The 13,088-nt window shown below is 45.6% G+C and carries 11 protein-coding genes; 1 reads left to right on the forward strand and 10 read right to left on the reverse strand.

The window, feature by feature from the left end:
* Positions 1 to 33 precede the first annotated feature (33 nt).
* The 8 genes from ADU22_RS17290 to ADU22_RS17325 all read right to left on the reverse strand — a co-directional run bounded on the left by ADU22_RS17290 (position 34) and on the right by ADU22_RS17325 (position 10,343).
* On the reverse strand, positions 34 to 2,892 hold the full coding sequence (locus tag ADU22_RS17290) for an ATP-binding protein (RefSeq protein WP_053363278.1): 2,859 nt from the start codon (positions 2,890 to 2,892) through the stop codon (positions 34 to 36).
* A complete protein-coding gene (locus ADU22_RS17295) occupies positions 2,885 to 3,259 on the reverse strand; it encodes a response regulator transcription factor (RefSeq protein ID WP_053363279.1) in 375 nt (124 codons plus the stop codon). Before ADU22_RS17295 ends, ADU22_RS17290 begins: the two co-directional genes overlap by 8 nt.
* Positions 3,260 to 3,301: 42 nt before the next feature.
* A complete protein-coding gene (locus ADU22_RS17300) occupies positions 3,302 to 4,165 on the reverse strand; it encodes a hypothetical protein (RefSeq protein ID WP_053363280.1) in 864 nt (287 codons plus the stop codon).
* Positions 4,166 to 4,187: 22 nt separating this feature from the next.
* Positions 4,188 to 5,633 (reverse strand): glycosyltransferase family 2 protein, encoded by a 1,446-nt coding sequence (locus tag ADU22_RS17305; protein WP_053363281.1) that lies wholly within the window; start codon positions 5,631 to 5,633, stop codon positions 4,188 to 4,190.
* Positions 5,626 to 6,696, reverse strand: a complete 1,071-nt coding sequence (locus ADU22_RS17310; protein WP_053363282.1) for a HEAT repeat domain-containing protein — start codon at positions 6,694 to 6,696, stop codon at positions 5,626 to 5,628. The genes ADU22_RS17305 and ADU22_RS17310 overlap by 8 nt, the downstream gene beginning before the upstream one ends.
* Positions 6,693 to 8,309 (reverse strand): GGDEF domain-containing response regulator, encoded by a 1,617-nt coding sequence (locus ADU22_RS17315; RefSeq protein ID WP_231687971.1) that lies wholly within the window; start codon positions 8,307 to 8,309, stop codon positions 6,693 to 6,695. Before ADU22_RS17315 ends, ADU22_RS17310 begins: the two co-directional genes overlap by 4 nt.
* A gap of 70 nt (positions 8,310 to 8,379) precedes the next feature.
* A complete protein-coding gene (locus ADU22_RS17320; RefSeq protein ID WP_053363284.1) occupies positions 8,380 to 9,468 on the reverse strand; it encodes a hypothetical protein in 1,089 nt (362 codons plus the stop codon).
* Between the two features lie 224 nt (positions 9,469 to 9,692).
* Positions 9,693 to 10,343: a 2OG-Fe(II) oxygenase gene (locus ADU22_RS17325; protein WP_053364627.1), complete on the reverse strand. Its 651-nt coding sequence runs from the start codon at positions 10,341 to 10,343 to the stop codon at positions 9,693 to 9,695.
* A gap of 541 nt (positions 10,344 to 10,884) precedes the next feature.
* Between ADU22_RS17325 and ADU22_RS17330 the strand changes: the two genes are divergently transcribed.
* On the forward strand, positions 10,885 to 11,274 hold the full coding sequence (locus tag ADU22_RS17330; protein WP_053364628.1) for a VOC family protein: 390 nt from the start codon (positions 10,885 to 10,887) through the stop codon (positions 11,272 to 11,274).
* A 113-nt stretch (positions 11,275 to 11,387) separates the two neighbouring features.
* Here the strand turns inward: ADU22_RS17330 and ADU22_RS17335 are convergent, their stop codons facing one another.
* Both ADU22_RS17335 and ADU22_RS17340 read right to left on the reverse strand, forming a co-directional pair.
* Positions 11,388 to 11,615 carry a hypothetical protein gene (locus tag ADU22_RS17335; protein WP_053363285.1) on the reverse strand — a complete coding sequence of 76 codons (228 nt, stop codon included), beginning with the start codon at positions 11,613 to 11,615 and terminating at the stop codon, positions 11,388 to 11,390.
* A 136-nt stretch (positions 11,616 to 11,751) separates the two neighbouring features.
* A complete protein-coding gene (locus ADU22_RS17340) occupies positions 11,752 to 12,972 on the reverse strand; it encodes an MFS transporter (RefSeq protein ID WP_053363286.1) in 1,221 nt (406 codons plus the stop codon).
* Between the last annotated feature and the right edge of the window lie 116 nt (positions 12,973 to 13,088).

Here is a 13,088-nt window from a genome sequence, read left to right on the forward strand (position 1 = left end):
TTTCCTTATGAATCTATTTATCTGTTTTTCTAGTCAGCTTTCATCCTTTTCGGAATTCGGCAGCATAATCTGCCCTTCACGCTCGTTTTCGAGCAGGACTTGGAGAATATAATTGGAAAGCCGGCTGAGTTGGAAAGGCTTGGTCAGGTACCCTTCTGCCCCGAAGTAATGGCCCTTTTCTTGTTCATCAATCGCTGTCGAAATGAAGATAGGGATATTTTCGGTTTTGGGGTCGGCTTTCAGCCTTTTAATGATGCTCCAGCCGTCGATGCTGTTTTCCAGCATAATATCAACGACCACAGCATCTGGGAGTTTATCCAGGATGTTTTCAATAGCCATTTCTCCGTCTGTATAATGGGTAACGAAAAATCCATTATCCTTCAACTCCTCCTTTAACAGGCTGGCAAGGCTGAGATCATCCTCGACAAGAATAATATGGGCCTGTGATTCCCCCTTCTCCTCAGGCTCACCCTCACTATCGCTGCTTTGGTCAATAACAAGCGGAAGCCTGATGGTAAATGTACTTCCTGCTCCTGGTTCCGACCTCACTTGAACATCGCCATCATGGGCCTTAATAATTTCCTTGACGATGGAAAGCCCGAGTCCGGTCCCGCCAATTTTCCGGCGGTCCGAATTATCAATCCGATAAAACTTTGTAAACAGGTTCGGGATCGCTTCAGCCGGAATGCCAAGCCCTTCGTCAATGATATCAACCGCGACCCTTGAATGTTCCTCCCTAATATTTACGATGATTTTGCCACCGTTTGGCGAGTACTTTACCGCATTGCTCAACAAGTTCCCGAACACTTGGATGAGCTTATCCTGGTCACCTAAAACGGTAAGATCTTCGGCCTGAATATTCACGACAAATTCATGTTTGTCGGTATTGACCCTTTGGGTTCTGACAACATCCTCCACAATACTTTGAAGATCGCAATAATCTTTATGATAGGTCTGCTTTCCGGACTCCATCTTCTGGACATCAAGGAAATCATTAATTAAAGACGTTAAACGCTTGGCCTCCTGCGAGATGGTCAGCAAGTATTTCCTCTGCCTTTCAGGTTTCAGTTCCTTATTCAGCATCAGCTCGGTGAATCCGAGCACACTGGATAGCGGCGTTCTTAATTCATGGCTTACCGTACTGACAAATTCCGATTTCATTTGGTCGACTTCATATTGTTTGGTAATATCGTGGTACTCAAAAATTGTGCCAGATTTCTTCCCATCCCTGTACAAAGTCTGGGCATAAAGCTGGACCATCCGTGCAGGTGTTGTTTTTAATTGGAAAATGAAGGATTCATCCTGCTGTTCCCCATGTATTGAAGATTGGAGGAAAGCTGCCAGCTGATCCGGATGTTCCGCCTTTTCCTTCAACTGCCCCATCCAATCCTTGGAGGAGCCACGGAGAAGCGTCTGGTTTTCCAGGCCAAGGATTTCCTTGAGCTTATCGTTCACATGTAACAGCTCGCCTTCCTCATTGACCAGCTGAATGCCTTCATGAATGGAGTTAAGGATGTTCTGGACCATCTTGCGGCTGTTTTCCGACTCCTGATACAAATTCAGCTTCTCAAGGGATAAGGATATTTGTTTGCAAAAACCGTCAAATCCTTTTACTTCCTTATCGCTGAATTCGTGGCCAAGCCTTGTAACCATCAGGACAGCAGCGAGCTCGCTGTCTTTTAGGAAAATGGGCAGTGTCAGGTCATAGCTAGAATAAGGCTCTGTTACATAGCCGCGCTCTCCCGGCGTGCTTTCACGCCTGACCACAAATGGCTCCAGGGTCCTCCTCATTTTGGTGATCCCCGCACTATCATCTATGCTGTCCAGGAACTGCTGTATTTCTTGATCATTCAGGCCATGGGATGCTCTGCTTTTATGCTCGTCCAGCAGGACAATCAGACCCTTTGTGGATTTCGTAAAATGAACCATGCTGTCGATGATGCTGTCAAGCAATTCCTTCCTGTCGAGGGTGTTGATGAGTCCGTTGATAAACTGGTTCCGGCGGCTAAGCAATTCTTCGTTTTCCCTTGATTTTTGAAATGCCTCCTCAAGCCTTCGCTGCTGGCTTGTCAGTTCTTCCTGCTGTACAAAAAGTTCTTCGTTTTGGTTCATCAGCTCCGTTTCGCTGCTCTGGAGTTTTTGGACCATCTTTTCCAATGAGCGGGAAAGAATGCCTACCTCATCATTGCGCTTTGTATAGTTAAACGAGTCAATATAGGCACCCTTGCTGATTTGTGAAGCCGTATCAGCCAGGTCTTGCAAAGGAAGCGCCAGCTGACGGACAAACAGCCTGAATATAACTAAAAAGATCATAATAATCACTATAATGAAAACAAAGAAAACCAATTGGCTATTTTCGGTTTTATCCTCTTTTTCTGCCTGCAGCTCTTCCCGCTCCCGGCTAAGCTGCCCATATTCCCGGGTAAGAATGCTTAGGAAGGCATCGACTCTTTCCACTCCGCCCTGGTCAAGTGCTGCCTGCTGGATGCCTGCCTGGTTGTTTTCCTGCTTGTACCTGACAAGCAAAGGAAGATAGTCAGTATAATACCAGTTCTTAAACGATCTTACTTCCCGGACAAGGACGTCTTCCCCAATCCATCTTGTCTCCATTCTGGATATTTCGGAATCGAGCAAATCCCCGTTTTTATCAATTTTGGCCAAAAACCTCTGTATTTCAAAGGCGAGATAACTGCGGCCCTGGTAAAAAGTGTCGTCAAATAAGGATTCTATTGTTTGTACGATATCCATTCTTTCCGTAAGCACATCCAGCTGGCGATCATAGGTGCTTTTCAGCTGCACCTGGTACCAGCGCAATCCCATGATGCCGATCAGCAGGATCAAGATGAAAGCAATGTTCATCCTGATTGTTTTTTTTACGGAGCTTTTATTCATCTAAAATATCCCCGATTTTCTCAAGAAGGGCGAGTGGACTGAAGGGCTTGGAGATAAAATGGTCTGCCCCTGCCGTCATAACTCTGTCCTGGTCAAGCTTTTGGCTTTTGGCCGAAAGCATAAGGATCTTGACCTTTTTCTTACTGTCGTCCTCATGCTGCCTGATTTTTTCAATCACCTCAAGTCCGGTCATCTGCGGCATCATGTAATCGAGGATGACTAGATCATATTCATTATCCTCGATCAGATGGTATGCTTCTTCGCCATCACAGGCTTCATCGATATCATATCCCTCATCCTCGAGCGTATCAGTAATCAGCATGCGCAGAACTTCTTCGTCTTCAGCAATCAATAGTTTCTTTGCCATCTATAATCTCCTTCTGTTGTTGATGTTATCTCCAGTGTTATTTCATGATTTTTTATCTGCCAGTCTCATCCATCCGGATAAATCATGGATGGCAAAACCTCCGAATTCCGATTCATGGCGAACATGCCGAAGGAACAGGTTAAGCTGTGATTGCATTTCCTTCAGGCCCAAAGATAAAAATGTCGTATGCATCTCCTCTTGGGGCAATGTTTCCACTGCAATCGAAACTGGTTTCCCAAGCTCCTTTGCCCACTTTAGTTCGGATGATGTAATTTCGATCATCCCATTGCTTCCTTTGGCGTAATTTCTGTAAGCCATGATTGTGACAAAATCGGTATGTTCCATCACCCATTTTGCCAAAAATCCCTTGCCATATTGATTTTCAAACGCAATTTCATCCCACCAAAAGGGAATATCCACTCCAAGTAAGAGTCCAGTTTCATTTGAAAAGTCAGACGCTTCCTTTATGAGACTCTGGTAACCTTCCTTCCATCCCGATTCCTCACTTGTCCAGCCAGGAAGAAGATATGGCTCTACATCGAGATGGATACCCGCAAACTCCTGTGAAGAATGGGAGCAGCTCGCTTGATAATCCTTAATCCACTGCTGCCATTCCCGATAATGTACACGATGCTGTACCTGGGCCCACGAAGGCTCGCCACCGAGTGCATGGACATGGATATTGGCCTCGTCTGCTTTTTGGATGAACGTTTGGTAAGTGGCTTTATCCAGATCAGGGTCAACTTGCAAGTATAAAGCTTTCACCTGCTGGTTTTTTAAAAAGGCCAGCACTTCATTGGGTGAATGCTGGATTAGTTCGGTGTCCCAAAGCCAGGTGGCCAGCGGATATTCCTTCTTTCCGCTGAAGGACAGCGAAAGTATGGCGATTCCCAAAACAATGGCCAATGCTTGCATCCTCCTCTCCATTTTAGGAGGAAACCCCTTTTCGGGTCATTTCTCCCCACCCATGCTTCTTCCCCCTGATAGCCTGAATCAGCCCCTGAAATCTCCAGATGGTCATGATCGGACGGTACCAGAAAGACTCGGACAAGGCATACAGCATCAGCCTGGTCAGGTCCCGGGGCTTCGGATAGCGTTTAATCAGCCACTCTTCCAGCAATACCGCACCGATTGACAAAAACGATCCGTACAGGAAGGTCAGAATAAAGAGAAGAAGAGCAAACTTGATATACACTCCCCCAAGGATGAACCCAATGATTACGGCTAAATAGCCAAGCAATTCGATGACCGGACCGAGAAGTTCAACAAACAGGAAATAAGGCATCGAAATCATCCCGATTCCTCCGTACCTTGGATTCAGCATCATTTTACGATGCGCCCACAAGGACTCGAAGGTGCCCCGATGCCACCTTGTACGCTGGCGATGGAGGATTTTAAGCTCTTCAGGCGCTTCTGTATAACAGACCGGGTCCGGTGTATAGACGATCCGGGCTTTGCTCTTTTCTTCCCTGATCATCCGATGGAGCCTTACGACCAGCTCCATGTCTTCGCCGACTGTATCAACTTTATAGCCCCCTGCCCTTACGACCCAATCGGTTTTGAATACCCCAAACGCTCCTGATATAATCAGCAGGAGATTGTACTGGCTCAGGCCTATCCGGCCCAGCAGAAAAGCGCGCATGTATTCGATCACCTGCATGATGACGACCGGCTTCCGGGAAAGGACGATATCCTCTGCCTTCAATTCTCCCCGTTCTATATGGCAGTCATTCGCGATGGCGACCGTGCCTCCGGAAGCGATGATTTCCTCTCCAGGGCTTGCTTCCAGGATCGGCTTAATGATTCTGATGAAGGCGGAGTAGTCGAGGACCGTATCTCCATCAAGCGAAACAAAATAAGGATACTTGGAAAGATTGATTCCCGCATTAAGCGCATCCGCTTTTCCCCCATTATCCTTATCAATTAAAAATAGATTGGGATAAATGGCAGATTGGTAGACCGCTTTTACTGTTTTTGAACCTAAACTTCCTTTCCTATGAATCACCTTTCGGTTCATTTCAGCCATGCTGAATTCTTCGATCATTTTATTCAATGTTTGATCCTTTGAACCATCGTTCACAACAATGACTTCATAGAGCGGATATTGCATCCCGCCAACAAGGGAGCGGACACTGCCGACAATCCCGGCCTCTTCATTGTACGCCGGGACAATGATGGAAAGCGGAAGGGTGTGTGCCGAAGTCTCAAGGCTTTGATAGTACAGGATGGAGTCCAGCCCGCGTTCCTTGTTCAACTTTTTGGCGGATATTAGGAAAAGAGCCAAATAAAAGGCAAAAACAAAAAGGATGAACACGATGACAACGAGATTCATGGCAAGAAAAAAAACATTGCCCCATTCTGAAAGACTATGCATCCTTGCGGCTCCTTTCCAGCCATTCACCCGCTATGTCACGGGCAAACCGGTCGGGGTGATAGGCAGCAATTCTGTTCAAAGATTTCATTCCTTCCGGGTACTGTATAATGGATTTTGCACTCTCGTTTCTCACCAGGTAGGATGAGTCGCCGAGCATTGTTTCAAGGTAAGGCAGAAACTCTTTGCTCCGGATGCTGCCCATCGACCTTGCTAGCATAATTCGTTCCGGCACCGCTATTGCGCTTGGGACGGAATCCAGGATAAGGGAGGTTTTAGGGAAATAGCCGAAGTTCGCAATCCCCTTCCAAATCCGGATCCGGAGTTCCAGATACTCTTCCAGGGACATGACTTGCCTGTCCTGTATCAGCTCTTCCAGCAAGTTCAGATACTCCTCATTCCGAACATGCATATTCTGCAGCACATCCAGGATGCACTCCTGAATTTCAAGGGGATAAAGGTGAAATTCGCGGATGACAGGCGAAGCATCTGATTCAGCCAGGAAGATTTCCATGATTCCCCGGCGGACAAAAAGCGGCAGCTCTCCCTTGCCAGATTGAAGCATCTCAAGAACCTGTCTGCTTGATAACGAGGCAAGCGTAAAATAGACCTGGTACTTTTCCTGCTTTGAGATTTCTTTCCTGTTTAACAGGGAGTTGATTTCCTTCTCCAATTCGGTTAGCTTAAAAAGCCCGATATAAACCATACTTTTCATCCTTACTTCCGGACGTGAATGATTCAGCCTTTTTCGATAGCTGACAAGGAAATGTTCGCGAATGAAAGGCTGTATGTTTTTAAGCAGCAGGTCTTCATTTTTCAGACGGCGGGCGAATTCTTCTTCCAGCACTTCCTGCTCCAGCATTGTTTTTGGCACGATTTCACTGGGAGGAACCCCGGTTTCGAAAAACATGTCAATTCCTTTTTGGTGCTTGCGTATCATTCTGATTTTTTTCTCGCTATATTTATGCCTCCGTACCTTTGCCCCATAAAGAGCAATAAATATCGTACCAACTACTGCTAATAGATAGAGACAGACAATTGTAATTACATATAGGATTACATTCATGAGCTGCCCCTTATCAGCCTTTTGATCCTGGCCCGCAATTCTTCCATTCCAAAAGGCTTTTTTAAATAATCATCGGCCCCCTGCTGGATGGCGGTCGCAACATCCTGCTCACCTCTTCTGTTCGTAAGCATCATAATGGTGTATTTTCGTTTGTCGGCGCTGCTCCGGAGTTTTTTGATCACTTCGAGGCCATCCATTCGCGGCATGACTCCATCCAAAATCAAAAGATATTGGTCATGTTCCTTATGCCAGGGATCGGCAAAAAACTGCTCCCCGTTTCCATATGTCCGGAGTTCCGTTTCAAAGTCGGCGCCTCCCAAATCCGACAGCTGGGCTTCCAGCATTCTGCAAATGATGGGATCATCATCGATTACGGCAAGCCTGACTATTTTTTTCCTAACCTGCTCTCCCCATTTGATAATGTGCAGCTGGCCAGGCTTTCTTTCAGTACCGCCATGGATAGTCGAGTCGAGCTTCCTTATGCATTCTTTTGGGGAAACATCAGGATGCTGGATTTCGATTAGGCTGGCGGAGACGGTAGCTTCCATTTCCTTGCCCGCTTTTTCCCGGACCATCTCTGGGAATCCGTCTATCATTTTTTCCAGTATCCTCTTCGCTTCCTGCAGGGCAGTATGAGAAAAGAGGATAAGAAAGGAGTCTGCTTCAAATCGGACAATCACATCATAAGTCTTTATCTGTTCCTGGATATAATCGTACATGTGCTGCAGCAGCTGATTGCCTTTTAGGTATCCATGCTGCTCATTAATAGATCGAAAGCCATTGATATCGATAGCTCCAAGACAAAAGCTTTCCTGATTATCCCGCTGCAAGTCGAGCCTCCGGCTGATTTCATTCAAGGCATATCTGTGATTAAATGCCCCTGTTAAGGAATCGGTCAAAATAAGCTCCAGCATCTTTTTTCTCCTCGCAATCACCCGCTTTAACCGGATAATCATCTCCTCCATATTGATGGGCTTTTTCACGAAGGCATCTGCTGACTGGAAAACCTTCATCCTTTGTTCTGCGCTGTCATGGCCGCTCATCATGAAAACCGGTACATGATAGGCATCCGCCTGCTGCTCCAGCATATCGAGGATATGAAATCCATCCTTCTCGGGCAGATGGACATCAATCAGGATGCAGTCAGGCTTCCAGCGATAAAAATGCTGGACTGTTTTGTCTTTGTAGCTTGTTGCAAGCATGACCATGAAACCTTCTTGCTCCAGCTGCTCCCTTACATATTGAAGCAGGACGACATCATCATCTATAACAAATATTAAAGGCTTTTCCTGCTGTCTTTCCTCAGCCTGAGAATCCACCCATTCGTATTTGCTTTCTTCATCCACACTATCGGCATCCAAAAGGACGATAAAAGGCTGCAAGAAATGGTACAAGGTGGTTTTCGGCCAGATTTTCATTCCATCTGGATCGACTTCCTGTTCCAATTTTTCCGCAATGCTTGCCCAATTGCCAAGCCCAATCTGTGCACCGGTTCCCTTTACCATATGAAGAAACTGGTACAACTCTTTTTCAGAAACGTCCTCCTCACCAGTCAGCCAATTTCTCAGTCGCTGTTGATTCTGGTCCAGGAATAAACGCTGGTATTTTTCCATTGCTTTCAATCACATCACTACCTTATTGCAATACTTTTTTTCTGGATTCGCCCTTTACCTCAAAAGGCCGCTATTTGTCTTTTTGTTCGATTTCCTGCAATATCTGCGTCATCATTGGAAAATAACTGCTCCAAAAAAAGGCTTCCTTCGGTTCTATAAACGCCATCATTTCATAAAACACATTCGGCATGACCCATTTCGGCCAGCTGGTGGTCTCAACATCGGCATAATCACCAGCAAAATAATAGGTGCGGTTTTGAGGGTGATGAATCACCGCTGGAAACTTTCCTGGCAAGCCATGGTCCTTTAAAATCTGCCGTCCATTGTCCTTTAGGTTCACGTGATAATTCGCTTCCACGATTGCACCAGAGTTTGGTTCCACAATATCAAACCAATATCCATAGGAGCTGTTCCTGGCATAGGGATAATGGTTCCGGCCCTCCTTCGTCCATTGGAAGTAGACCTCGCCGTCGAAATCACCGCTATCGAGAACCACCACCTTGTCATTTTCGTCGACAAAAACAATTCCTTCACCTTCAAATTTCCACTGCTGCTGATATTGGTCCTGATAATTGTTTATCAGCCATGAAGGAATTTCACGATCCTGCATGTCCGGGAAGTACCGGCCAATCCAGCCGCTCCATTCAAAGGACATGCTCTCTTCAACCGATTTCCTTACAGAGTTTTTTGTCGGGGAGGCAATGGAGTTGAATTCCATCAAAAGTACAGTATCCTTTGCCCTGGCTTGAAGGATGGCTTCCCATTCCTGTTCCGTCAGCCCTCCGTAAAGGAGACTGGAGCGGTCGCCGCGAGAGTTTTCGTTTACATCCTCACTGTACACTCCGTACGTATCGGCCAGATAAATCAAGTCAGGGGGAGCCGGAGGCCAAAACTCCAGGTCGCCGCTGAATTCATCAGGCTGGTAACCATAATAATCTTTGTCCTTCTCATATGGCTCGCCATCCATGTTGGTGATTTTATGGTGCTCCAGTACCCAAAAAAGTCCATTATGCTCCCTGTAGTCAGCATTGGGTACGGTTTTATCGATAACAGCTACACCCATCGGCACAGCTGGTTTTAGGTACCAAAAGAAAAATGGAGCCCCTATCAAAAGCAGCAAAGCGAAGATAGCTCCATATATTGCCAGGTTAAATTTCATTTATATAACTCCTAATATGATAGACTTTTGTTTAATATATAAAACAATATTATCCAGTTTATAATATCATAATAGGGAAAAAACTTTCCAATTTTATATTGCAATAGAAAAAATAGGAAAATAGTTGTTTTTTTCTGTGAATTTCATTTGTATGTAAAAAAGCCGGTTACACAGTAGCCGGCTTTAAAGTGGTCCCTCGACAGGTGTACGGGTCCGCTTTTATATTATTTAACCACTTTCCTTCTCATCCACTGTGTGGCCGCCCACTTATCACCAATAATGACGGGAGCACCCCCGTGCAAGGTGAGCTCGTTTAGAGAAGAGTTATCGTAAAAATACTCGAAGTACACTGCCATTCCCTTATGGGGCGAGACAGATAAGTTTAGCTTTGGAAAATACGTTTCTCCGCCCTCCTCGACATCATTCAAATACATGACAAGCGTGCTGATTCTTGGATTGCTGGCTCCATGTCCTGCTGATTTGAAAAAATCGAAATGGGCCTTATACTCCTGGCCAGCCTGATAGTTGAGAATTTGCAGTCCTTCGCCATGTGCAGCAGGGATTCCCATGACCTGCGAAACTCTTCTCTCAATTCTCGCCACGAGTTCATTTTCTCCTTCATCAAAAAACATGCTTGAGCTGCTCCGGAGATCATCCACTTCACGTGAACTCCCAATTCTCGAACGCTGCAATTTACTTTGCGACAAAGAGATAAGCTCATCGCATTCATCATCGCTTAGGACATTGGCGAGCACCACGATCAGCGGCTCTTCCATTTTAACGACGATCCTGATTTCCCGGTCTTCCGTCGTAATTTTATTTCCAATATGATTAAAAATCGTCGGTTCTTTGATGGGCCTTTCTGTCGCATCCATTTTCAACTTTATCACCCTTTTAGTAGTTTGAATTTTGGCAATTTTAAAGCTGTATCTAACAGATCGTTTGGTTGAAGGAACAAATGAAATAAGCTGTAATCCCTTTTAGACGTGAATTCCTCCCGCAATCAAAATGGATGGTTATTTTTTCAATTTATTTTACATCGGGGAAAACGGTTTGGCTATTAAAATATTTTTCTCTTTTAAAAAAATCGCTATTTTTGGAAAGAAGAAAAATGTTTTACAACACACACACAGGGAATCAGGGGAATAAAGAGGGCACACTATGGGGGTGAAAACCATGAATTTGCTATACGTGAAGGCAATGGAAGCTTTTCAGAAAGATGCCGAGCGAGAGAAAGCAGCAAATTTCAGGAACCAAAGCCAATACGAAAAAAGACAGAAGTAGAATTATAGAATTTAGATGATCGGGACGGTCCAGAATAAGGTATCGTCCTGTTTTGTTTTGCACCTATTTTTCCTCAATGTCCTTTCTGAAATATGCTATATTTTATATGGATACAAATTGGAGGTGGAAAGCTTGATTACATATAAGGAACTGCATCATGTCAGCTTAAACGTGACAGATTTGGAGAGGGCCAAGAAATTTTATGGAGATGTGCTTTGCCTTGAGGAAATCGAGCGCCCGGCCTTTGGGTTTCCCGGAGCATGGTATAAAGTCGGGCAGCAGCAGCTGCACTTGATTGTCCTCCCTTCTTCCCAAACTCTTCGGCAGGACAAGAAGGTTGGCAGCCGGGAAGGCCATTTTGCCCTGCGAGTTGACAACTACCACGAGGCACTGGCATGGCTGGAGAAACACGGAGTGGAAGTCTTAAAAAAGCCAGATAGCGTAAGCGGATTTGCCCAGATTTTCTGCGCCGACCCAGATGGAAACCTGATTGAGTTGAACGTCGACCAGAAGGATTTGTAAAGAAAAATAGGCCAGGGCACTATTTTTGGCAGATAAAAAATGAAAGGGATTGCCTGGCGGCAATCCCCTTTCCATAATATGGCTGTTTTCACAGAGGCTGTTATTGAATGATTTTAGATTCGGTTTTTTATATCTTCTCGCAAGGATTCAATCATGGCATCCGATAAATCGGCCGGCAATGATGTTCCGTCATCAAAAACCCAGGCGTTAACCAGCTCCAAATCGGCTTTTTTAAACGTAATGCGGTAATTCTTGCCATGCTGTTTGAAATCTGTGGTTGCGTACTCTTCAATACCCATCTCATCATCAATAATCATGTCAGTAATTTCATAGTTCTCCATGACCAATCTCCTTCCGTGCGCTTGGGGCGGTTCTTGTGCTTATTAATAAGTCTTCCCTCACTTGTTGGCAGAAAAACGTCATGCTTTTTAACAATAAAAAAGACCGCAAATTGCGGTCTCAGCTTTTTTGGAAAGTCTATTGCGAGGCCAGGGCCCTTCCGCTTTTTTTAACCTGTTTAACCGGCCTTAGTGCCTGTTCCTTCCAGTAAACAAAGATGGCGGCACCAAGGAGCATGATACCTGTTGCACCAAAAACGAATTCTGCAGGGAAAAATCCCCCGATTACTCCGCCAATCAGCGGCCCTGTCATTCCCCCAATTTGGGTAGCCGTCTGATTAAGACTGAAGGCCCTGCCGCGGAAATCCTCCGCTGTGAATTTGACAACCAGGCCATTCAATGCCGGGAACACCGCACAGAAAAAGATGCCAAAAACAAATCGGCTGATTGAAAAACCAATGATATGGGCGAACATAATCTGGGCAAATGTTCCAATCCCGCCGCCCAGCAAGCCGATGAAAAGAACCCGGTGGAAGCCAACATTATCTGCCCATTTTCCCCATATAGGCGCAAACATCGTACTGGCAATCCCCGGCAGCGCAAACACAAGGCCAGCAACCATTACCGCTTTACCAGTCGAGCTGCCCAATTCCATGATGTACAGCGGCAAAATTGGTTCAATGGTGAGAATGGAGCTCGCAGTGATGACCGTCAGCAGCAATACCAGCATAAACGGTTTGTTGCGCCAAGCGATTTTCAGGTCGTTTTTCACTGAACCCGGTTCCTTACTGGGCTTAAAGTTCTCTTCTTTTACAAACAGGATGATCAGGATGGTCGATAGCAGAACGATGATTCCAGCGCTGCCAAAGGCCATCCGGTTTCCCACCAGCTGGGCAACCACTCCGCCAATCAGCGGCCCGATGATTCCCCCGGAAGCCGACGCGGTGGAAATCATCGACAAGGCATATCCAACCTTTGTTCCCGGAGTATTGGTCCCCACCAAAGCAATCGCGCCCGGAATGAATCCTGTCAAAAGCCCCTGCGAAATTCTCAAGGCAAGCAGTTGATACTGGTTGGTGACAAACGCCGTCAGAAGGTAAATGATGAATAAAAAAAGCCCTGCCCTGATGATCATTGGCTTTCTGCCATACTTGTCTGCCACCCGCCCCCAAAACGGAGAAGCAATCGCACCGGCAAAGAAAGCTGCACTGAACAACAGGCCTGACCACAATTCAATATGGTCGGTAACTCCAATCTCCGGCAAAAAAATCGGGAGAAAGGGAATGACCATTGAAAAACTCGCAGAAGTAAAAAAGACGCCAAACCAAAGAACAAGTAAATTCCGCTTCCATACTTCCATTTTGTCCGCTCCCTAAATTGTATGATATTGACATCATACCACAAAACAAAAATATTTCCAGTCCCGAAATATCTGGGTGTCTAAACAAACGAAGAGTTGTGTTTCTGTTTCACTGC

The organism is Bacillus sp. FJAT-27251 (genome assembly GCF_001273925.1).
Lineage (GTDB): Bacteria > Bacillota > Bacilli > Bacillales > Cytobacillaceae > Mesobacillus_B.